At 62.1% G+C, this 21,231-nt stretch carries 17 protein-coding genes and 1 pseudogene; 9 read left to right on the top strand and 9 right to left on the bottom strand.

The features are described 5' to 3' along the window. The first annotated feature begins 4 nt into the window (after positions 1 to 4). Together ACTIGC_RS01025 and ACTIGC_RS01020 are read left to right on the top strand one after the other, a co-directional pair. Entirely contained in the window at positions 5 to 1,711 is a 1,707-nt protein-coding gene (locus ACTIGC_RS01025) for a SulP family inorganic anion transporter (RefSeq protein WP_439632639.1), read from the top strand. An 86-nt stretch (positions 1,712 to 1,797) separates the two neighbouring features. Further along, a pseudogene (locus ACTIGC_RS01020) lies at positions 1,798 to 2,101 on the top strand (GIY-YIG nuclease family protein). A 126-nt stretch (positions 2,102 to 2,227) separates the two neighbouring features. Here ACTIGC_RS01020 and gyrB read toward each other — a convergent pair. The 3 genes from gyrB to ACTIGC_RS01005 all read right to left on the bottom strand — a co-directional run bounded on the left by gyrB (position 2,228) and on the right by ACTIGC_RS01005 (position 7,198). Next, complete coding sequence (gene gyrB, locus ACTIGC_RS01015) at positions 2,228 to 4,648, bottom strand: DNA topoisomerase (ATP-hydrolyzing) subunit B (protein WP_439632638.1); 2,421 nt, start codon at positions 4,646 to 4,648, stop codon at positions 2,228 to 2,230. Positions 4,649 to 4,657: 9 nt separating this feature from the next. Further along, the gene (locus tag ACTIGC_RS01010; RefSeq protein ID WP_439632637.1) at positions 4,658 to 5,284 is read right to left on the bottom strand and encodes a LysE family translocator; all 627 of its coding nucleotides are present in this window, start codon (positions 5,282 to 5,284) and stop codon (positions 4,658 to 4,660) included. A gap of 63 nt (positions 5,285 to 5,347) precedes the next feature. Then, positions 5,348 to 7,198 (bottom strand): hypothetical protein, encoded by a 1,851-nt coding sequence (locus ACTIGC_RS01005; protein WP_439632636.1) that lies wholly within the window; start codon positions 7,196 to 7,198, stop codon positions 5,348 to 5,350. A 147-nt stretch (positions 7,199 to 7,345) separates the two neighbouring features. Here ACTIGC_RS01005 and polA point away from each other — a divergent pair, with 147 nt between their 5' ends. Beyond that, on the top strand, positions 7,346 to 10,120 hold the full coding sequence (polA, locus tag ACTIGC_RS01000; RefSeq protein WP_439632635.1) for a DNA polymerase I: 2,775 nt from the start codon (positions 7,346 to 7,348) through the stop codon (positions 10,118 to 10,120). Between the two features lie 2 nt (positions 10,121 to 10,122). Here polA and dapB read toward each other — a convergent pair whose 3' ends face one another. From dapB to dnaK, 3 genes are all read right to left on the bottom strand, one after another. Then, entirely contained in the window at positions 10,123 to 10,953 is an 831-nt protein-coding gene (gene dapB, locus ACTIGC_RS00995) for a 4-hydroxy-tetrahydrodipicolinate reductase (RefSeq protein WP_439632634.1), read from the bottom strand. Positions 10,954 to 11,025: 72 nt separating this feature from the next. Then, complete coding sequence (gene dnaJ, locus ACTIGC_RS00990) at positions 11,026 to 12,207, bottom strand: molecular chaperone DnaJ (protein ID WP_439632633.1); 1,182 nt, start codon at positions 12,205 to 12,207, stop codon at positions 11,026 to 11,028. An 88-nt stretch (positions 12,208 to 12,295) separates the two neighbouring features. Beyond that, entirely contained in the window at positions 12,296 to 14,212 is a 1,917-nt protein-coding gene (dnaK, locus tag ACTIGC_RS00985; RefSeq protein WP_439632632.1) for a molecular chaperone DnaK, read from the bottom strand. A gap of 330 nt (positions 14,213 to 14,542) precedes the next feature. Here dnaK and ACTIGC_RS00980 point away from each other — a divergent pair, with 330 nt between their 5' ends. From ACTIGC_RS00980 to ACTIGC_RS00965, 4 genes are all read left to right on the top strand, one after another. After that, on the top strand, positions 14,543 to 15,229 hold the full coding sequence (locus ACTIGC_RS00980) for a carboxypeptidase-like regulatory domain-containing protein (protein WP_439632631.1): 687 nt from the start codon (positions 14,543 to 14,545) through the stop codon (positions 15,227 to 15,229). Position 15,230: 1 nt separating this feature from the next. Next, the gene (locus ACTIGC_RS00975) at positions 15,231 to 15,848 is read left to right on the top strand and encodes an alpha-ketoglutarate-dependent dioxygenase AlkB (protein WP_439632630.1); all 618 of its coding nucleotides are present in this window, start codon (positions 15,231 to 15,233) and stop codon (positions 15,846 to 15,848) included. Between the two features lie 126 nt (positions 15,849 to 15,974). After that, on the top strand, positions 15,975 to 16,328 hold the full coding sequence (locus tag ACTIGC_RS00970; protein ID WP_439632629.1) for a YMGG-like glycine zipper-containing protein: 354 nt from the start codon (positions 15,975 to 15,977) through the stop codon (positions 16,326 to 16,328). A gap of 178 nt (positions 16,329 to 16,506) precedes the next feature. After that, complete coding sequence (locus ACTIGC_RS00965; protein WP_439632628.1) at positions 16,507 to 16,872, top strand: glycine zipper domain-containing protein; 366 nt, start codon at positions 16,507 to 16,509, stop codon at positions 16,870 to 16,872. A 68-nt stretch (positions 16,873 to 16,940) separates the two neighbouring features. Here the strand turns inward: ACTIGC_RS00965 and grpE are convergent, their stop codons facing one another. Both grpE and hrcA read right to left on the bottom strand, forming a co-directional pair. Next, complete coding sequence (gene grpE / locus ACTIGC_RS00960; protein WP_439632627.1) at positions 16,941 to 17,603, bottom strand: nucleotide exchange factor GrpE; 663 nt, start codon at positions 17,601 to 17,603, stop codon at positions 16,941 to 16,943. 57 nt (positions 17,604 to 17,660) lie between these two features. After that, positions 17,661 to 18,731: a heat-inducible transcriptional repressor HrcA gene (gene hrcA, locus ACTIGC_RS00955; RefSeq protein ID WP_439632626.1), complete on the bottom strand. Its 1,071-nt coding sequence runs from the start codon at positions 18,729 to 18,731 to the stop codon at positions 17,661 to 17,663. Between the two features lie 134 nt (positions 18,732 to 18,865). Here hrcA and rph point away from each other — a divergent pair, with 134 nt between their 5' ends. After that, complete coding sequence (gene rph, locus ACTIGC_RS00950; RefSeq protein ID WP_439632625.1) at positions 18,866 to 19,588, top strand: ribonuclease PH; 723 nt, start codon at positions 18,866 to 18,868, stop codon at positions 19,586 to 19,588. A 47-nt stretch (positions 19,589 to 19,635) separates the two neighbouring features. Continuing rightward, a complete protein-coding gene (locus tag ACTIGC_RS00945) occupies positions 19,636 to 20,826 on the top strand; it encodes a hydroxymethylglutaryl-CoA reductase (RefSeq protein WP_439632624.1) in 1,191 nt (396 codons plus the stop codon). Between the two features lie 26 nt (positions 20,827 to 20,852). Here ACTIGC_RS00945 and ACTIGC_RS00940 read toward each other — a convergent pair whose 3' ends face one another. Beyond that, complete coding sequence (locus tag ACTIGC_RS00940) at positions 20,853 to 21,170, bottom strand: hypothetical protein (protein ID WP_439632623.1); 318 nt, start codon at positions 21,168 to 21,170, stop codon at positions 20,853 to 20,855. Positions 21,171 to 21,231: the final 61 nt, after the last annotated feature.

Below are 21,231 nucleotides of genomic sequence, written 5' to 3'. Positions count from 1 at the left end.
GGAGGTGAAGCTCTCCCGCTATCTGCCCATTCTGGAATGGGGCCGGGAATACCGGCGCGAAACGCTTGTCAGCGACCTGATGGCGGCGGTGATCGTGACCATCATGCTGATCCCGCAATCGCTGGCCTATGCGATGCTGGCGGGGCTACCGCCCGAGACCGGGCTTTACGCCTCCATGGCGCCGCTTGTGCTCTACGCGATCTTCGGGACGGGCCGGACGCTGGCCGTCGGGCCGGTGGCGGTGATCTCGCTGATGACGGCGGTGGCCGTGGGCCGCGTCGCCGATGAAGGCTCCATGGGCTATATCACCGCCGCGCTTACCCTCGCCGTGCTCTCCGGCGTGATCCTGGTGGCGATGGGCCTGTTCCGGCTGGGCTTTATCGCCAATTTCCTCTCCCACCCGGTCATTTCCGGCTTCATCACGGCGGCGGGGCTTCTGATCGCCGCCGGGCAGATGCGCCATGTTCTGGGGACGCAAGCCGGCGGGCATACCGGCGTCGAGATAGTGGCCAGCCTCGTCACGACCATTGGCGAGGCCAATCTGTGGACGCTCGCCGTTGCCATTCCCGCCCTTGCGTTCCTCGCGTGGGCGAGGAAAGGCGCAGCCGATCTGCTCTGGCGGCTGGGCCTGCCGAAATTCTATGCCAACCTGATCGGGCGCGCCGCGCCGCTGCTGGCGGTCGCGGCCTCCATCGCGGCGGTGAAGATTTTCGATCTCTCCGCGCGCGGGGTGGCGACAGTGGGTGATATTCCGGCCGGGCTGCCGCCCTTCACCCTGCCGTCTGTCGATCCGGCGCTGATCTCCGCCCTCATTGGCCCGGCGCTGCTCCTGTCGGCGGTGGGTTTCGTGGAATCGGTTTCCGTCGCGCAGACGCTGGCCGCCAAGCGCCGCCAGCGCATTGATCCTGATCAGGAGTTGATCGGGCTTGGCGCCGCCAATATCGGCGCCGGTTTCTCCGGCGGCTTTCCGGTCACCGGCGGATTTGCCCGCTCAGTGGTCAATTTCGATGCCGGGGCGGCGACACCCGCTGCCGGCGCGTTTACCGCTATCGGCATTGGCCTTGCCAGTCTCTTCCTGACGCCATGGCTCGCCGATCTGCCCGTGGCCGTGCTGGCGGCCACGATCATCGTGGCGGTACTCTCGCTGGCTGACTTCCCGATCATCCGGCGCACCTGGCGCTATTCCAAGAGCGATGGCGCGGCCATGACCGGCACCATACTCGCCACGCTGCTGGTGGGTGTGGAGGCGGGCATTCTCACCGGCGTGGTGCTCTCCATCGGCCTGCATCTCTACAAGACCAGCCGCCCGCATACGGCCATTGTCGGCCTGGTTCCAGGCACCGAGCATTTCCGCAATGTGGACCGCCACGCCGTCACGCTATCGCCAAGGCTGATAACGCTGCGCGTGGATGAAAGCCTCTATTTTCCCAATGCCCGCTATCTGGAAGACCGCGTGCTGGAGCTGGTCGCCGCACAGCCCGAAGCCAAGCATTTCGTGCTGATGTGCCCGGCGGTGAACGCGATTGATGCCAGCGCGCTGGAAAGCCTTGAGGTCATCAACCAGCGCCTGAAGGAGGGCGGGCTCTCCTTCCATCTCTCCGAGGTCAAGGGCCCGGTCATGGACCGGCTCAAACGCTCCGGCTTCCTCAATCACCTCACCGGCAAGGTTTATCTGAGCCAGTACGAGGCGTTCATGGAGCTGGGGGGCTAGGTTCCACAATTTCGTCGTTCCCGCGCAGGCGGGGGTGACGAGAGGGAAAGGGTGACAGGCTGGCGAGAAATACCCATCCTGCCTCTATGCGTGACCGCCCCTTTCAACCATGCGTCTATCTTATGGCGAGCGATCGCAACGGAACGCTCTATTGCGGCGTCACCAGCGATCTCGTCCGGCGTATCTGGGAGCATCGCGAAGGACATGGCTCGCGCTTTGCCGGCAAGTACAACGTGCTTCGCCTCGTGTGGTTTGAGCACCACGCGACCATGGACGCAGCAATACTTCGCGAAAAAGCAGATCAAGAAGTGGAACCGGGCTTGGAAGCTGCGGCTGATTGAAGAAGCCAATCCACGCTGGAATGATCTGTTCGAGACCCTGACCTACTAACCGGGTCAGCCGTTACCTTCCAACTTCGTCGTTCCCGCGCAGGCGGGAACCCAGAGCCACTGGCAACTGCCTGAGCCTCATGATCTCTGGACCCCCGCCTGCGCGGGGGTGACGAGAGAAGATGGCCTAAGCATCCACCTCGGCTTCGAGGGCGAATTCCTGGATGAACTCGCGGCGTGGTTCCACCACATCGCCCATCAGCTTGGCGAAGAGATCGTCCGCCGTATCGGCTTCCTTCACGGAAACCCGCAGGAGAGAGCGCGCATCGGGATCGAGCGTGGTTTCCCAGAGCTGGCCGGGATTCATCTCGCCCAGACCCTTATAGCGCTGGATTTTCATGCCCTTGGCCCCGGCGCGGATCACCGTGTCCATAAGCTGCCAGGCGCCATGGATCACCGTCTCCTCGCCCTTGCGGGTAAAGAGAAGCGGACCGGCATAGTCCTCGGCAATGGCGGCAGCGCGCTCTGACAGGCGGCGCGCATCGGGGCTGGCCAGGATCGTATCGTCGAGCACCACGGCCTCGGTCACGCCGCGCACTTCGCGTTTGAGCACCAGACCGCCTTCAGGCGGCACCAGCCCCATCCAGCCATCCTCGCCCTCGTCTGCGGCGCGGTTGAGGCGCACGGCGACCTTCTCGGCGAGTTCGGTCGTTACCTCCGGGCTCAGCGCCCCTTCAAGGGCCGCGGCCTCCAGCGCGAAGGCCGGCGCGCGCGCGGTCAGGCGGGCGGTAGCCAGCACCACGCCCCGCGCCGATTTCACCCGTTCGGCAAGGTCTGTGCCCGTCACCGTCTCGCCCGTGCCAAGGCGCAGCGTGGCTTCGGCCGAGCCTTCCTCGATGAGGGAGGCGTCCATCTCGGCCTGATCGGTCATGTAGCGCTCGGAGCGCCCGCGCGTGACCTTGTAGAGCGGCGGCTGGGCGATATAGAGATGGCCGCGCTCGATCAGCTCCGGCATCTGCCGGTAGAAGAAGGTGAGCAGGAGCGTGCGGATATGCGCGCCGTCCACGTCGGCGTCCGTCATGATGACGACCTTGTGGTAGCGCAGCTTGTTATAGTCGATCTGGTCGCGGCCGATGCCGGTGCCAAGGGCGGTAATCAGCGTGCCGACCTGGTCAGAGGAGAGCATCTTGTCAAAACGCGCGCGCTCCACATTGAGGATTTTACCGCGCAGCGGCAGCACGGCCTGATTCTCACGGTTACGGCCCTGTTTGGCTGAGCCGCCAGCGGAATCACCCTCGACGATGAAGAGTTCCGACTTGGCCGGGTCCTTCTCCTGACAGTCCGCCAGCTTGCCGGGCAGGGAGGTGATGTCGAGCGCGCTCTTGCGCCGGGTCAGCTCACGCGCCTTGCGCGCCGCTTCGCGGGCGGCGGCGGCCTCGATGATTTTCGAGACAATGCCCTTGGCCTCGGCCGGGTGTTCCTCAAACCATTCAGAAAGCTGCTCAAACACCGCGCCCTCAACGGCCGGGCGCACTTCGGAGCTGACCAGCTTGTCCTTGGTCTGCGAGGAGAATTTCGGGTCCGGCACCTTCACCGAGAGCACGCAGGTCAGACCCTCGCGCGCATCATCGCCGGTAATGGCGACCTTGGCCTTGGAGGCCAGGCCGGAGCTTGCCGCGTAATTATTGATGATGCGCGTCAGCGCGCCGCGGAAACCAGCAAGGTGTGTGCCGCCATCCCTCTGGGGGATGTTGTTGGTGAAGCACAGCATGTTCTCGTGATAGCTGTCATTCCACTGCAGCGCGGCCTCTACCGTCACGCCATCGCGATCACCCAGAATCACGATCGGTTCGGGGAAGATCGGGGATTTGGCGCGGTCGAGATGCTTCACGAAGGCGGCCACCCCGCCATCATATTGCAGCACTTCCTCAAAGGCTTCCGCCTCGCGCTCATCGCGCAGGACAATGCGCACACCCGAATTGAGGAAGGCGAGCTCCCTTAAGCGGTGATGCAGGCGCGCGCGCTCGAACACGATCTCGGAGAAGGTCTTGTCTGAAGGAAGGAAGCGCACCTCGGTGCCGGTCAACGGCTTGCCATTGGCGCGCAAGGGCGCCTCGCCGATGACTTTGAGATCCTCGCCATCCTTTGGCTCGCCATGGATGAAGCGCATATGGTGCGTCTTGCCATCACGCCAGATGGTGAGATCCAGCCATTCGGACAGTGCGTTCACCACAGACACGCCAACGCCGTGCAGACCGCCGGACACTTTATAGGAATTCTGGTCGAACTTACCGCCAGCATGGAGCTGGGTCATGATGACCTGAGCGGCGGAAACGCCCTCGCCCTCATGGATGGCGGTCGGCACGCCGCGCCCGTCATCGGAAACGCTCGCCGAACCGTCCGCATGCAGCGTTACGCGCACCTCCGTGCAGTGGCCCGCCAGCGCCTCGTCAATGGCGTTGTCGACCACCTCATAGACCATGTGGTGCAGGCCCGAACCGTCATCGGTATCCCCGATATACATGCCCGGACGTTTGCGTACGGCATCAAGCCCTTTGAGGACCTTGATGCTGTCCGCGCCATATTCCTGATTCGTGTTCTCGCTCATGGGTTTTTTCTAGCTGATAGCGAGCCATACCGCCACGCTTGCCATGACAAAAGCCGTGGCAAGGTCAGCGCGCGATTTCACACCATTCGCCACCAGCCAGCCGCGCGCCCGCTCTGCCAGCGTCACATGGACCGCTGTGGTCAGCGCGTAGAGTGCCAGCATCATCGTCACCATCACCGCATAATCGCCCATGCGCACGGTGGAAAGATCAAAGAAAGCAGGCAGGAAGGCCAGATAGAAGAGGATCGCCTTGGGGTTGGTCAGCGGCATGGCGACGCCTGCCAGATAGGTCGCGCCATAGCCCGCACTGCGCTTCAGGCCGGAGGTGACGGACACGGGCGGTTTTGGCCACAGGCCGGAGCGCAGACTGCCCCACGCCATCCATAACAGGATCGCCACGCCAATCGCCTTGCCGATCCAGACATAGGGCCCTGCCCGCTCTGCCAGCGCGGCCAGCCCCGTCACCGCCACCGTCAGCCAGACAATGTCGCCGGTAATGATGCCGCTGCCATAAAGCCAGCCATGCACCGGCCCCGCATCAATCGTGCGCGCGACCATGGCGGCATTGCCCGGCCCCGGCGTGAAGAACAGGATGAAAAGCGCGCCGCCAAAGGCGGCCAGCGAGGCAAGGGTCATGGCGTGTGGATTAGCGCCGCCGCACGGCATCGCAAAGCGCGCGGGGCAGTGGCGGCGGCGACACTACCCGATCTGGAATCGGCGGCGCAGGGCAAGCGCTGACAGAAACAAAAGGGCGAGCGAACCGATCTGCTGGAGAATGGACAGCAGGCCCAACCAAAACCGGGCCGCAAAGGGTATTTCAGCGGAGCTCAAGGCAGGCGGGCCGTCATTACCGATCAAGTACTTGATAGGCCCCAGCGCGTTGCTCATGGACAGCTCGATACCTGCCGCAATCGCGGAATGTACGGGCAGGTCGAAGCCGAACGTTACGGGGCCAAACTGGTTGCCCAGAGCAAGCAGAATAAGCCAGTTGTAGATGCCGGCGAAGAGAATGCCTCCTGCGATCAGCCACAATAGCGGAAGGTGCCAGGACAGGCCCCAATCGCTTAGCGCGCCGTAAGCGCGGCCCGCCAGCCGCTCACCACATGGGGTGCCGTTGCTCACGGCCTTCGCTTGAAGTTCAAGCTTGTGATAGAGCTGCGCCCGCAGGAAATCGCCTTGCTGAAGCAATGCCTTCTTCAAGGTTTGCGCCCCTTCGATTACCGCTTGGATTGCGTCTTCCCCGTTTCTCTGCGCCTCCCGTAGTGTCTTCTCACGGAGAAGCTTTCGCTCGCTAAGTTCGTTCAACCAAGGAAGGCTAAGTGTCCCTTCAATTCTGGCGGAGGCGAAAATCGAAACGGCGTGCAGGGCGTCTTTCGACCAAGAAACGTTAGATTTGAATTGAACGCGCCTGAATCCACCACGGCAGCTTTTCTCTTCTGGGAAAAATGCGTCATCGAAGCCGGCTCTGGAATTAAATTTCGCATCGCTGAAATCAATTCTACCATTGAACTTAGACGTTGCGCTGTCGCCGTTTATCTGACGAGCGGGGCCAACACTAAAATCACCTCCGAATTCCGTCCCTCTTGCAACTATATCTCCTTCAACCTTCGCACCTTCCATTTGAAATGAACTAAAAAATTTCGAGTATGACATGTCGATTTTACCTAAAGCGTGCGCCTCCTCCATAAAAACGTGTCCATGCACCCGGCTGCTAGTTAAATGAAATTTAGAAGAAAAACGAGATCTCACGACCCAAAAATCTCTATAAAACTCAGAATTGTGAACAATTATCTCACATCCATTGCAGTTTTGTATATCTATCATTTTAAAAATTTTGGAATTTGATAAATTGAGATTCAAGCTTTCTGTTGCAGATAAAATTCTTAAATCTTCCATTAAATAGCTACTTGAAATTCTAATGCCGGAACTAGTTGTTGATGCACTATGTATTATATTAATAATGCAATTTAGGAAACCCAGATCGACTGAATCTGCATCATTAAAAATTAAATAACTTATCTCTGAATTTATCGCATTAATAAATGGCGCATGAGAAAGTACATGAAGGAAGCTCGATGTCGCCCCAACTAACTGTATTCGGCCATCGAACCCAACATGTTTATTATTTTTTACAGCACGAGAATTAGCAAAAGACAATTTTTCTCGAATTTGCAATTCGCTTTTATATAATTTATACACATCACTCGATTTGTTTGGGCGGAAACCTTTAACATTTAAAAAATGCTTATATTTATTATCTATTTTTATAATAATGCGAGATTCTATAAGGTCGTTTTTTTCTCTTATTTTCATCGTCTCGAAGTTTGTAGCCCAGTAATCTTGTACCGTGGCGCGGCGAGCATTCTTGGATTGATTGCCCTCATAGGCGATAAGACCATCTTCCTCCACGTACACACCATTCCACGGCCATCTAGGCTGCCCACCGACCAAGGCACCCAAGGCATCCCAGCTAAAGTCTTCTTCTTCCCACGAACGCCACCAGGTTTCGCGCGCAACATCTTTTAGTCTTTGCCGTTCAAAATCGTCCATGCCCGGTCACCTATTCAAAGATATCTCAGAAGCTGACACGATTCTCTCAATGGTGGATCGCTCACACCCCGCCTGATTGCCCCTGAACCGAAGCGGGCCTAGTTTGCGGCACGGTATTCCCTCGCCCGCTTCCCAAGGACGCATCTCATGGCCACGACACGCCCGGTTACCAAGGACTCCCATGTCTATCTGGTCGACGGGTCGGGCTATATCTTCCGCGCCTATCACGCCCTGCCGCCGCTCACGCGCTCTGACGGCACGCCGGTCGGCGCGGTGCAGGGCTTTTGCAACATGCTGTGGAAGCTCCTGGAGGATTTGAAGGGCGAGGACCAGCCGACGCATCTGGCCGTGATTTTCGATCATTCGGCCAAGACCTTCCGCAATGATCTTTATCCTGAATACAAGGCCCACCGGCCCGAACCGCCTGAGGATTTGCGGCCCCAGTTCGCCATCATCCGCGACGCCACCAAGGCGTTCGACCTGCCCTGCATCGAGATGGACGGGTTCGAGGCCGATGATCTGATCGCCACCTATGCCCGCCAGGCCGCCGAGAAAGGCGCGCGCGTCACCATCGCCTCCTCCGACAAGGATCTGATGCAGCTGGTCAACGGGCAGGTGACGCTGCTGGACCCGATGAAAGTGCGCCGGATTCGCGAGGCCGAAGTGCGCGAGAAGTTCGGCGTTGGCCCGGAGCGCGTGATCGACGTGCAGGCGCTTGCTGGCGACAGCGTGGACAATGTGCCGGGCGTGCCGGGCATCGGCATCAAGACGGCGGCTGAGCTCATCAACACCTATGGCGATCTTGAAACCCTTCTCGCAAGGGCAGAGGAGATCAAGCAGCCCGCACGGCGCACCAAGCTGATCGAGAATGCGGAGAATGCGCGCATCTCCAAGCTGCTGGTTACGCTGAAAGACGACATCGAAACGCCTGATCCGCTGGAGGATTTCGGCGCGGCGGACCCGGACGGCGAAAAGCTGATCGCATTCCTGCGCTCCATGGAGTTCCGCACCATCACACGGCGTGTCGAGGAGGCGCTGGGGGCCGGGCCTGCCGACGAGACTGGCGATGCCACCGCGCCCGTGGACCGTTCCGGCTATGCCTGCGTGCAGACGGTCGAGGCGCTAAAGGACTGGATCGCCAGGGCCAAGCGCATGCGCGTGATCGCGGTTGATACCGAGACCGATGCCCTGTCCGCGACGGCGGCAGGGCTGGTGGGCATTTCCATCGCGGTGAAGCCGGGCGAAGCCTGCTATATCCCGCTGGCTCACTTAGGCGGGGACCTTGCCGATGGCGGGGGGCGGCCTGAGCAGATCGAGATGGCGCAGGCCATCGGGCTTCTCAAACCACTGCTGGAAGACAAGGCGGTCCTGAAAGTCGGCCAGAACATCAAGTATGATCTGGCGGTGCTGGCACGTCAGGGCATCAATATGGCCCCGGTCGATGACACCATGCTGATCTCCTATGTGCAGGAGGCGGGCCTGCACGGGCACGGCATGGACGAGCTCTCCGAGCTGTATCTCGGCCACAAGCCGGTCGCCTTCAAGGAGGTGGCGGGCACAGGCAAAAACCAGAAATCTTTCGGCGAAATCGATCTTAAGCGCGCGACCGAATACGCCGCCGAGGACGCCGACATCACGCTGCGCCTCTACGAGCTTTTAAAGCCCGGCCTGGCGGGCAAGGGGCTGGCGACCGTCTACGAGACGCTGGAGCGCCCCATGCCCGCCGTGCTGGCACGCATGGAGCTCAATGGCATCAAGGTCGATGTCGCCCAGCTCTCAAGGCTGTCTTCGGAATTTGCCCAGCGCATGGCTGAGGCCGAGGAAGAAGCGTTTGAAGCCGCAGGCACGCGCTTCAATCTCGGCAGTCCCAAGCAGATCGGCGATATCATCTTTGGTGATATGGGCCTGCCAGGCGGCAAGAAGACCAAGACCGGCGCCTGGTCCACTGATGCCAGCGTGCTCGAAGAGCTCGCCAATGAGGGTCATGCCCTGCCGCGCGCGCTGCTGACCTGGCGGCAGTTTGCCAAGCTGAAATCGACCTATTCCGACGCCCTCAAAGCCGCGATCAATCCGCATACGGGCCGAGTGCATACCAGCTTCTCACTGGCCGCGACGACGACCGGGCGGCTGTCGAGTTCTGACCCCAATTTGCAGAACATTCCGATCCGTACCGAGGAAGGCCGCCTGATCCGCGAAGCCTTCGTCGCCGAGAAGGGCCATGTGCTGGTCGCTGCCGACTATTCCCAGATCGAGCTCAGGCTGTTGGCCCATATTGCCGGGGTCGACGCTTTGAAAGATGCCTTCAAGGCGGGCCATGACATTCACGCCATGACGGCGTCCGAAATGTTCGGCGTGCCGCTCGACCAGATGGACCCGATGACCCGCCGCAAGGCGAAAGCCATCAATTTCGGCATCATTTACGGGATTTCCGCCTTCGGCCTCGCCAATAATCTCGGCATCAAGCGCGATGAGGCGAAAGCCTATATCGAGGCCTATTTCGAGAAGTTTCCCGGCATCGCCGCCTATATGGAAGCGATGAAGGAAACCGCGCGCGAGAAGGGCTATATCGAGACCGTGTTCGGGCGGCGCTGCCACTTCCCCGGCATTCGCGACAAGAACCCGCAAATGCGCCAGTTCGCCGAGCGTCAGGCCATCAACGCGCCCATTCAGGGCTCAGCGGCTGACATCATCCGGCGTGCCATGGCGCGCATGGACGCGGCTATTGAAGAGGCGGGCCTGAAAGCGCGCATGCTCCTTCAGGTGCATGACGAGCTGGTGTTTGAATGCCCTGAAGGCGAGGCCGGCGCGCTGATCCCGCTGGTGCAGGACGTGATGGGCAAGGCGGCCCTGCCTGCTGTTCACCTCTCCGTCCCGCTGGTGGTAGAGGCCAAGGCCGCCCTCACCTGGGGGCAGGCGCATTAGGGTCAGTTCAACCCCAGCACATCCTCGATGCCGTAAAAACCCGGCTTCTGGCCAGTTAGCCATTTGCCCGCTTCCAGTGCGCCGCGTGCGAAGATGAAGCGGTCATTGGCGCGGTGGCGGATCTCCAGCTCCTCGAACGCGCCCAGAAACAGGGCGGAATGCTCGCCAATCGCGCCGCCGCCGCGGATGGCAGAGAAGCCTATCGCGCCGACAGGGCGGGCGGCGCCCTGACGCGGACGGTCGAAAATCGCCTGCGTCCCAAGCTCCAGTCCGCGTGCTTGTGCGGCCGCCTCGCCAATGGCGAGCGCGGTGCCTGACGGCGCATCCACCTTGCGGCGGTGGTGCGTCTCGACGATCTCCAGATCGAACTGCTCTGCAGGCATAAGGCGGGCGGCTTCAGCCGTCAGCCATCGCATGACCGCGGCTCCAAGAGAGAAATTACGGGCGTAGAGCACCGGCACTGACTGCGCCGCTGCTTCCAGCGCTGCCATGTCGTCAGCGCCAAGCCCTGTAACGCCGCACACGAAAGGCGGCCCGCCCCGCTCGGTGATCTGGCGGGCAAAGGCGGCGCTAGCCTGCGGCGCAGAGACATCGATCACCAGATCGGCCGCGTCTGCGGCATCGCGCATGGAGACGCTGGTTTCGATGCCGGCCAGGGAGGTTTCCGCCAGTTCGCCGAGATCCGCGCCCAGCATCACCGAATCGTGGCGCACAACGCCCGCCACCAGCTCCATATCGGGGCGGCGCATGATTTCGGCCATGATCAGGCGGCCAAGCCGTCCTGACGCGCCCAAAACCGCAATCTTGAGAACCTTACCCGGTGCTATCGTCACTGCTTTCACTCCCGCCCGCCATCAAGCCTGTCATAGCAGGCCTATTCGGTTAGCAGGGGGTGAACGCGGGTGTCAGTGCCCGGCGCCGGGGCGCGCTTCATCCTCGCCGCGCACATCATCCCAGAAGCGCTTGACCTTCTTGAAGAAACCGTCGCTGTCGGGATTGCAGCCATCGCCGGAAAGCTCACAGAACTCGCGCAAGAGCTCTTTCTGGCGTTCGCAAAGCTTTTGCGGGGTCTCGACGAACAGTTCGACAAACATGTCGCCGCGCGCGCCGCCGCCTTTGAGGCGCGCCATGCCCTTGCCTTTTAGGCGCATGCGCCGCCCGGTCTGGGAGCCCGCGGGAATGTGCATTTCAGCGCGCCCGCCCTCGATTGTGGGGGCCTGTATCTCGCCGCCCAGCGCCGCTGTCACCATGGGCACGGTCGCGCGGCAATAGAGATTGGGCCCGTCGCGCTCGAAAATGTCGTGTGGCTTCACCGAAATGAAGATGTAGAGATCGCCCGGCGGTCCGCCGCGCCCGCCCGCCTCGCCTTCGCCGGCAAGACGGATACGCATGCCATCCTCGACGCCCGGCGGCACCTGCACCTGCAGCTCGCGATTCTTGCGCACCCGGCCTACGCCGTCACATTCCCGGCAGGGCGTTTCGACGTACTGGCCGCGCCCGCCACAGGTGGGGCAGGTCTGCTCCATGGTGAAGAAGCCCTGGGTGCGGCGGATGCGGCCCGCGCCGTTACAAGTCTCGCAGGTGATGATCTTGGAGCCGGGTTCGGCGCCCGATCCCTCGCAATGGCCGCAGGAGACGGTGGTGGGGACGCGTATCTTGGCATCCTTGCCGTTGAACGCCTCTTCCAGCGAGATTTCCATGTCATAGCGCAGGTCAGAGCCACGCGCCGGTCCGGCGCGTCTGCGCCCGCCGCCACGCCCGGCAAACGCATCGCCGAACACCTGCTCGAAAATGTCGGCAAAGTCGGCTGCGCCGCCAAACCCGCCCGGACCGAAGGGGCCGCCTGCACCGCTGCCGCCATTCTGAAAGGCGGCATGGCCCATACGGTCATAGGCGGCGCGCTTGTCAGCGTCCGAGAGGATGGCGTAGGCCTCGCCAACTTCCTTAAACTTGGCTTCGGCTTCCGCATCACCCGGATTGCGGTCAGGGTGGAATTGCATGGCGAGCTTGCGATAGGCGCTCTTGATCGCACCTGCATCGGCGGTGCGTTCAACACCCAGGATTTCATAATAATCGCGCTTGGCCATGATCCGCCGGTCTGAATGCTTGCTGGTATCAGGTAAAAGCCCCGGCCCGCATCAAGGAGCCGGGGCTGTCAGCGTCTGCGCGCCGTTATCAGGCGCTCTTCTTCTTGTCGTCGCCGTCCACTTCGGTGAACTCGGCATCGACCACATCATCCCCGTCCGGGGTGTTGTCGGAGCCGCCATCATCACCGCCAGCCGATTGCTGCTGGGCGTACATGGCCTCACCCAGCTTCATGGCCGCCTGCAGGACAGCTTGCGTCTTCTGCTGGATGGCTTCCACGTCTTCGCCATCCTTGACCTCTTTCAGCTCGGCAATGGCGGTCTCGATGGAAGATTTGTCCTCCGCCGATACCTTGTCGCCAAACTCTTCAAGCTGCTTTTCGGTCTGGTGGACCAGAGCCTCGGCATTATTGCGGGCCTCGGCCAGCGCGCGGCGCTGCTTGTCGGCTTCCGCGTTGGCTTCGGCGTCTTTCACCATTTTCTCGATGTCAGCGTCGGAAAGACCGCCGGAGGCCTGGATGCGGATCGCCTGCTCCTTGCCGGTTGCCTGATCCTTCGCGGAGACGTTCACGATGCCGTTGGCGTCGATATCGAACGTCACCTCGATCTGCGGCATGCCGCGCGGGGCGGGCGGAATGCCAACCAGATCAAACTGGCCGAGCAGCTTGTTGTCGGCGGCCATTTCCCGCTCGCCCTGGAAGCAGCGGATCGTCACAGCGGTCTGATTGTCGTCCGCGGTGGAGAAGGTCTGGCTCTTCTTGGTCGGGATGGTGGTGTTGCGGTCTATGAGGCGGGTGAACACGCCGCCCAGCGTCTCGATGCCCAGCGAAAGCGGGGTGACATCGAGCAGCAGCACGTCCTTCACATCGCCCTGCAGCACACCGGCCTGGATGGCCGCGCCCATGGCGACGACTTCATCGGGGTTCACACCGCGATGGGGCTCCTTGCCAAAGAAGGCTTTCACGGCTTCCTGCACTTTGGGCATGCGGGTCATGCCGCCGACCAGCACGATCTCGTCGATCTGGCCGGTGGAGAGGCCGGAATCCTTCAGCGCCGCCTTGCACGGCTCGATCGTGCGCTTGATGAGATCTTCAACCAGCGCTTCCAGCTTGGCGCGGGAAAGCTTCAGATTGAGGTGTTTCGGGCCGGAGGCGTCCGCCGTGATGAAGGGCAGGTTGACCTCGTAGGAAGCCGCGCTGGACAGCTCCTTCTTGGCTTTCTCAGCCTCTTCCTTCAGGCGTTGCAGGGCGAGCTTGTCCTTGCGCAGGTCAATCCCGTTTTCCTTTTTGAACTCGTCGGCAAGGTAATCGACAATGCGCATGTCGAAATCTTCACCGCCAAGGAAGGTATCGCCATTGGTGGCCTTCACCTCGAACACACCGTCACCGATCTCCAGGATGGAGATGTCGAACGTGCCGCCGCCAAGGTCGTAGACAGCAATGGTTTTCGACTGGTCGGACTTGTCGAGGCCATAGGCCAGCGCGGCCGCTGTCGGCTCGTTGATGATACGCAGCACTTCAAGACCGGCGATTTTACCGGCATCCTTGGTGGCCTGACGCTGGGCGTCGTTGAAGTAAGCCGGGACCGTGATGACGGCCTTTTCCACCTTTTCGCCAAGATAGCTCTCGGCGGTCTCTTTCATCTTCTGCAGGATGAAGGCAGAGATTTCGGCCGGCGCGTATTTCTTGTCACGCCCCTCAACCCAGGCATCGCCATTATCGCCCGGAACGATCTTGTAGGGCACCATGGCGGCGTCCTTCTTGACCGTCGGGTCGTTCATGTTGCGGCCAATCAGGCGCTTGATGGCAAAGAAGGTCTGTTCAGGGTTCGTCACCGCCTGACGGCGCGCGGGCTGACCGATCAGGCGCTCGCCGTCCTCCGTGAACGCCACGACCGACGGGGTGGTACGCATGCCTTCGGTGTTCTCGATGACGCGGGCCTGGCCGCCCTCCATGACCGCGACACACGAATTGGTGGTGCCAAGGTCGATACCGATAACTTTGCTCATAGTCTTGTTCTCTCCACTTATTGGCAGGGCGGGGTGCGCGGTCCGTAAACCTTTAAAAGCGTTTGCGGCGGCTCGCCGGTCATCCGCCCCCCGTGCAGGTTTCTTCTCTGGTCTTGCTTTAACCCTTTGAGGCGGTCAGGAAATAACCCCTCTTGATACGGGGCGATTTAGGGAGGCCGGGACGCAGCCGCAAGGGCCAGGTGCGGTTTGAGTTGAAAGGAATTCACCGTCCGGTTTGGCCGGGGAGACACCCGATACCTCACGCCAACGCCTTGCGCCGCCGCCCCACGGGCGTAACCTGTCCCTCACGCAGACAGGCCAGAGGCTGAGATGACAGGTGTGACAGCGAAGCTTTTGGCAACGACAGCAGCAAGCCTCTGTCTGGCCGGTTGCCTGACCGAGCGCGAGCACGTTCTGGCTCCTGATGCGCACGGCATGGTGGTCGATGCCGCAACCGGGCAGCCGGTCGAAGGCGCGCGGGTGCGGTTTTCAGGTCTGGAAGACGTACGGCCCGTCATTACCGGCCCTGATGGCCGTTTTGTGCTGGATGGCCGCACCGAGAAACGCACGATCATCGCCCTGCCGGTCGGCGGCGTATTCCGTGATTCCACGCAGATTGAGGCCGCCACGCCAGACCGGGCAACCGGCTACGCTAGCGCCGGTTTCATCAACGGACTCGGCCCCGCGCAGGCCGAGTACAGCGTGGTGGTGATGGTTTTCCCCGCTGATGGGGAGGAAGTGGCGCTCGAAGCGCTGACGCGCGACTGCACGCAGCGGCCCGAACAGCGGCACGCCATGCGGCTGGCGACGTACATTTCCAGTCTTGATCGCGGCAACCCGCCCGGCTGGCTGGACGCCGGCACGGCGGAGGCTTTGCACGAACACCTGAGCGCGACACTCCCGTCCTCGTTCTTTCTCGCCTGCGAGCAGAGGCATGAAGCCTATGATATGTATGCCGGGCACACCGATGCGTTGAGAACACTTCAGGAGGCCGGCCCTGGACAATCCCGGCACTGACTTGGGCGCCGCTGGAGAGACCGGTTTCCGCCTCCTGCCTGGGTATTTCTCCCGCCAGCAGCAGGGCGGGCTGGTGCAAAGCGTGGTTGAAAGCCTGCAGGCCGCCCCGCTTTTCACCCCCTCAATGCCGCGCACCGGCAAACCCTTAAGCGTGCAGATGAGCAATTTTGGCCCTCTGGGCTGGGTGGCGGACCAGACGGGCTATCGTTATGAACCTGAGCATCCCGTCACCGGCGCGCCCTGGCCGGCCATGCCGCCAGCGCTTCTGGAACTGTGGGCAGCGGTGTCGGGCTGGCACCAGCCACCGCAGGCCTGCCTGATAAACGTTTACGGACCCGATTCACGCCTTGGTCTGCATGTGGACGCAGATGAGGACGCGCGCGATGCGCCTGTCGTGTCTGTGAGTCTAGGCGACCGGGCGCGCTTCCGGCTGGGCGGGCCATTGCGCAACAGTCCCAGCCGTTCGCTGGTCCTGTCGTCTGGCGATGTTGTCGTGCTCGGCGGCGCCTCGCGGCGTTTTTTCCATGGCGTAGACCGGATATATCCCGGCACGTCCACGCTATTGCCCGCGCCCTTCCGCCCGGGGCGGATCAACCTCACTCTCAGACGGGTACGATGACCGGACAGGGAAATTATCGCGATGGGGAACTGGCTTCGTTCATCGCGCGTATAGCTTTCGCCTGATTTAGTGTCAGAAGGCGGCACCATGAGGGTTCGAGCCGCCGGCAAACAATGGAGGCATCCCATGCGGAAGCTTGTAATCCTTGCCATGGCTGCGCCCGCCATTATCCTGGCTGGCTGCACGGCCAACAACACGATGACCCACGCAGCTGGCGGCGCTGCGGCCGGCGGCCTTGCCGGCGCGGTTATCGGTAACAATACCGGCAGCGGCGACGCGCGCCAGGGTGCCATTATCGGCGCTGTGGTCGGCGGTGCGGTCGGTGCCTATGCAGGCTGCCGTGAAGATGGCGGCTGCCGCTGGAACCAGAATAATCAGAACCATTCCCAGCTTTATTACGACCAGCGTGCCGGCCGGTATTACTATGTCGACCAGCGTACCGGCGTAACCTACTGGCAGAACGGCGAATATCGCGGCTAGTTCCCCTGCTGGCAGCGTGATCCGCTGACCCCTTGCGGATCGGCCAATGAGAGAGCCCCGGCACACACCGCCGGGGTTTTTTCATGCCTGTATAAACAGCACGGGTCACGAATCTGCGGAACCGCATGGCCCTTCGGGCGGTTAGTTTTCCAGAAGCGATCTATGGGAGAGTAATGTCATGAACCGCAAAATTCTTATTGCCACGGTATTGAGTGTGCCGCTGCTGGCCACTGCCTGTGCCACGACACCTGCTGTTCGCGGCGGCGCCGCGGGCGCTGCTGTGGGTGGTGTTGGCGGCGCCGTAATCGGTAATCAGGTCGGCAGCCCGGCCACCGGCGCCGCCATCGGCGCGGTTGGTGGCGCAGCTGTTGGCGCAGCTATTGCCTGTAACCAGCAGGGCGGATGCCAGCACAATCCGAACAGCGGACGCCATTCCGCGCTGAACTATGACCAGCATACGGGCCGGTACTGGTATACCGATCTCCAGACCGGCAATACGTACTGGCAGAATGGTGAACCGCGCACGCGCGCGCCGCGCCGTTAAACGGCCGGACCGGACCGGAAATGAAAAGGGCGGCTCCTAGGAGCCGCCCTTTTTGATGTCATCGCCAGCTAGGCCTCGACGTCGAGCCCGCTTCCGGGCTTGTGACCGGGTGTTTGCTGCTCTGACGCCGGTTTGGCACCGGCAGGCGCCGCGCCTTCTGCCGGACCGGCCGATACCACCACCATCGCGGCGCGCAAGGTCCGTTCGCCAATCACATAGCCGGGCTGCATGATGTGGGCGATGCGGCCTTTGGGCTGGTCAGCCGGTATCTGCGCGGCGGCCTGATGCAGGTTCGGATCGAGCGGATCGCCTGGTTCGGGTGCCACACGTTTCACGCCATGACGCTCCAGCGTGCTCATCAGGCGGCGCTGGGTCATCTCCACGCCTTCAACCAGCGGCTTGAAATTATCCGGCAGGCTGGCACGTACGTCCTCGCCAAGAAGCCCCAGAGCGCGCTCCAGATTGTCAGCGATATCGAGCATGTCGCGCGCAAAGCCTGTGACGGCGTATTCGCGGGTTTCCTTTACCTCGCGGGCGGCACGCTTGCGGGTATTATCCGCATCCGCCACAGCGCGCAGAAGCCGGTCGCGCAAATCGTTTACCTGTGCGTGCAGAGCGTCCAGCCCGTCTTCGTCTGACTGTTCGCCCGCCTCTGCAGCCATCTCCACACCCTCCTCAGGCCGAATGTCGGCGGCGTCTTCGGCCGGGGCGTTCTTGCTGTCATCACTCATGAAATACGTCCTGTCGTCAGTTCTGAGAGGTATCGGGTTGCCCGACACATAGGGAGACTAGCTGCGCCCGTCGAGGAGGCGCCCCACAAGCTGAGCTGTATAATCAACCAGCGGGATCACGCGCGCATAGTTCAGGCGGGTCGGACCAATGACCCCGAGCGCGCCCAGAATGCGCTGGTCGCGATTGCGGTAGGGCGCAACGATCACGCTGGAGCCGGAGAGCGAAAAGAGCGGGTTCTCCGAACCGATGAAGAGGCGCACGCCTTGCGCGCCGCGCGCTTCATCCAGCAGGGCCAGAAGATCTTCCTTGCGCTCAATATCATCAAACAACAGGCGGATGCGTTCCAGATCCTCGCTGGCCTCGACCGATTCCAGCAGCTTTGCCTGACCGCGCACAATCAGCGAACGGTTCTCCGACCCGCTCCAGTCGGCAAGCCCCGCCTCAACAAGGCTGGCGGCGGTCTCGTCCAGCTGGGCGCGCTTTTCGGCGATCTCGCTCTGGATAGCCTTCAGGGCCTCGGCCAGCGTGCGGCCCCTGAGCCGGGAGGACAGGTAATTGCCGGCCTCCACCAGAGCGGCAGGCGGCAAGCCGGCAGGCGCCGTCATCAGCCGGTTCTCAACGGAACCGGATTCCGAGACCAGCACGGCAAGTATCTCGACAGGCGAGAGCGGCACAAATTCCACATGGCGCAGCGGCACATCCTGCTTTTGCGAGGCCACCAGGCCCGCCCCGCCGGCCAGACCGGACAGGAGGGAGGAGGCCTCCGCCAGCACGTCCTCGGGGCGCTTACCCGCCGAGCCGACGCGGGCATCGATCTCGCGGCGCTCCTCCTCTGCGATCTCGCCAATCTGCAACAGGCCATCCACAAACAGGCGCAGCCCTGCGTGGGTCGGCATGCGCCCGGCAGACGTGTGCGGCGCGGACAGAAGCCCTGCACCAGCCAGATCAGCCATCGTGTTGCGAATGGAGGCGGGCGAGAGGTTCAGCGCGGAGCGCTTTGAAAGGGTGCGTGAACCCACAGGCTCGCCGGTAGCAAGATACGCCTCGACCAGCTCGCGGAAAATATCACGCGAACGCGCATCCAGTTCGGCCAGCGATGAGGAAAGGGGCGAAATTGGCTCTGTCATGATGACAATCAGTTAAGCGAGCCACGTGCGCGCTGCAATGGCCTCGTGGTTCATGCCCGCGACCGGCCCGACCCGCTTTCATCCCGGCGGCATTCGGGCTAGGTCGGCAGAAGAGATCAATCCGGAGAGACACTATGCGCCCTGATAACCGCCCCGCCGACGCCCTGCGCGTGGTCCATTTCGAGCTGGGCGCCGCGCCCTACGCGGAAGGCTCCTGCCTGGCTGTGTTTGGCAATACGCGCGTTCTTTGCGCGGCGAGCGTGGAGGAGACCACACCGCCCTGGCTGCGCGGACGGGGACAGGGCTGGGTGACGGCTGAATACGCCATGCTGCCGCGCGCCACCCATCAACGCACGCGCCGCGAAGTGACCAGTGGCAAGCCTTCGGGCCGCACGCAGGAAATCCAGCGCCTGATCGGACGCTCCTTGCGGGCGGTTGTCGATCTCAAAGCGCTCGGCGAACGCCAGATCATCGTCGATTGCGACGTGCTGCAGGCCGATGGCGGCACGCGCACGGCGGCCATTACCGGCGCATGGATCGCCCTGAAATCGGCCTGCCTCTATCTGATGGAGGAAGGCCTTTTAAAAACCGACCCCATTACCGGGCAAGTCGCTGCGGTCTCCGCGGGCATCATCAAGGGCGAAGCACGCCTCGACCTTGAGTATGAGGAAGACAGCACGGCGGACGCGGACGCCAATTTCGTGCTGACCGCCAATGGCGGGGTTGTCGAAATACAGGCAACGGCTGAAACTGATCCCATGAAGCCCGAAGAGTTCGACGCGCTCTTTGCACTGGCGCGCAAGGGCATTGGCGAACTGGCAACGCTTCAGACCGCCGCCCTGCAGACGCGCCGCTAGACAGAAATGCGGGCAGGCGAGGCGCAGGGCAGACAGGGAGAGACGCCATGACTGACCGCCGCAATGATACCCGCGCGCCGGTGCCTCGCGATAAAACGAACGATCATACGCATGATGCGGCGCGTATGCGAAGGGCGTTTCTGACCGAGCGTACGGGCCTGCCGCTGGAGCATGTCGGGTCATTCTCCTTCGACCCCGGTGTGACTGCCGGGAATATCGAAAATTTCATCGGCGTGGCCCAGGTGCCCATCGGTCTGGCCGGACCCTTGCGTATCAATGGCGAGCACGTGAGCGAAGACGTCTATGTGCCGCTGGCGACAACCGAGGGAACGCTGGTTGCCAGCTATAACCGGGGCATGCGTATCCTGACCGAAGCGGGTGGGGTGAAGACCACCATCCATGAGCGCTTCATGCAACGCGCGCCCGTTTTTCACTTCAGCGATGCGCGCGGTGCACGATCGTTCGCGAAATGGGTGGACGGGAATCTGGACGGCATCCGCACTGCCGCAGAATCTACATCGTCAGTGGCCAAACTCTCCCATATCGAGCGCTACTCGGTGGGCCCGATGCTCCATTTGCGCTTCAACTATGAGACAGGCGACGCGGCCGGGCAGAATATGAGCGGAAAGGCCACGCTGGCGGCGTGCGAATGGATAGCGGCCAACTATCCGGGCGGCGCGCGCTATACTCTTTCGGGCGCGATGGATACCGACAAGAAGCACTCCCAGCTCAACGTTCTGCATTCGCGCGGGGCGCGGGTGATAGCGGAGGCGCGCATCCCGGACCGGGTATTGCGAGAGCGGGCGGGCGTGGCCGCAGCCGATCTTTTCCGCGCCCGGCTCAACTCCTTTGCCGGCTCGGTGATGGCGGGCAGCGCCAATAACGGCATGCATGCCGCCAATGGCCTGGCCGCGCTCTTCATCGCCTGCGGGCAGGATGCGGCCAATATCGCCGAGTCCCATACCGCCATGACCTTTGTGCGGCTGGAGGATGATGGCGAGACCTATTACTGGTCGATCACGCTTCCTGCCCTGATCGTCGCGACATTTGGCGGGGGCACGCAGCTGCCCACACAAGGCGAGTGCCTGGATATTCTGGGCTGCCGGGGCAAGGGCAAGGTCGGGCGCTTTATCGAGATATGTGCGGCTACCGTGCTGGCGGGCGAAATATCGCTGGCGAGCGCGGTCGTGGCGGGGGACTGGGTGGAGAGCCACGACCGGCTCGGCCGCAATCGCTGACCTGGTGCGGGGTACAGATCAGCCGATCAGTTGAAGAGTTCCAGCTGGCGCGCCTCGCGGGCGAAGGGGGCGATGTTCGCCGGGCCCGCCTGCAGCCGGCGAGGCTTCAGCGCTGGTCTGGCAACAGGGACACTCTCGGGTGCTTCCACCAGATCAAGATGCAGGGCAGACGCCTTGGCGCGGATCGCGCCTTCGGGCCGGCCGAGCTTTAGCGAAATGCGCTGCAGCGGCACGCCGCGCCGGGCCAGATCGCGCAGTTCACGCTCATCCTCATAACGCCAGCGCTTGCCCGCATTGCGGACATAACCGCCGCCGCTTGCTTTCAATTTCGATGCATAGCTCATGGCACCGCTCCTGTTCATATCTAGAACATAAGCGGAACATTAACCAAAGTCAAGGGATTGT

The sequence above is a fragment of the Glycocaulis sp. genome (assembly GCF_051859565.1).
In the GTDB taxonomy this organism is placed as follows: Bacteria; Pseudomonadota; Alphaproteobacteria; order Caulobacterales; family Maricaulaceae; genus Glycocaulis.
The sequence above is the reverse complement of the archived record's forward strand: the minus strand, read 5'-3'. Positions and strand labels throughout refer to the sequence as shown.

Bases quoted from the DNA above. Each gene is read 5' to 3' on its own strand.
- gyrB (WP_439632638.1), bottom strand. From the start codon at position 4,648: ATGAGCGAGAACACGAATCAGGAATATGGCGCGGACAGCATCAAGGTC.
- ACTIGC_RS01010 (WP_439632637.1), bottom strand. From the start codon at position 5,284: ATGACCCTTGCCTCGCTGGCCGCCTTTGGCGGCGCGCTTTTCATCCTG.
- ACTIGC_RS01005 (WP_439632636.1), bottom strand. From the start codon at position 7,198: ATGGACGATTTTGAACGGCAAAGACTAAAAGATGTTGCGCGCGAAACC.
- polA (WP_439632635.1), top strand. From the start codon at position 7,346: ATGGCCACGACACGCCCGGTTACCAAGGACTCCCATGTCTATCTGGTC.
- dnaJ (WP_439632633.1), bottom strand. From the start codon at position 12,207: ATGGCCAAGCGCGATTATTATGAAATCCTGGGTGTTGAACGCACCGCC.
- dnaK (WP_439632632.1), bottom strand. From the start codon at position 14,212: ATGAGCAAAGTTATCGGTATCGACCTTGGCACCACCAATTCGTGTGTC.
- ACTIGC_RS00980 (WP_439632631.1), top strand. From the start codon at position 14,543: ATGACAGGTGTGACAGCGAAGCTTTTGGCAACGACAGCAGCAAGCCTC.
- ACTIGC_RS00970 (WP_439632629.1), top strand. From the start codon at position 15,975: ATGCGGAAGCTTGTAATCCTTGCCATGGCTGCGCCCGCCATTATCCTG.
- ACTIGC_RS00965 (WP_439632628.1), top strand. From the start codon at position 16,507: ATGAACCGCAAAATTCTTATTGCCACGGTATTGAGTGTGCCGCTGCTG.
- grpE (WP_439632627.1), bottom strand. From the start codon at position 17,603: ATGAGTGATGACAGCAAGAACGCCCCGGCCGAAGACGCCGCCGACATT.
- hrcA (WP_439632626.1), bottom strand. From the start codon at position 18,731: ATGACAGAGCCAATTTCGCCCCTTTCCTCATCGCTGGCCGAACTGGAT.
- rph (WP_439632625.1), top strand. From the start codon at position 18,866: ATGCGCCCTGATAACCGCCCCGCCGACGCCCTGCGCGTGGTCCATTTC.
- ACTIGC_RS00945 (WP_439632624.1), top strand. From the start codon at position 19,636: ATGACTGACCGCCGCAATGATACCCGCGCGCCGGTGCCTCGCGATAAA.
- ACTIGC_RS00940 (WP_439632623.1), bottom strand. From the start codon at position 21,170: ATGAGCTATGCATCGAAATTGAAAGCAAGCGGCGGCGGTTATGTCCGC.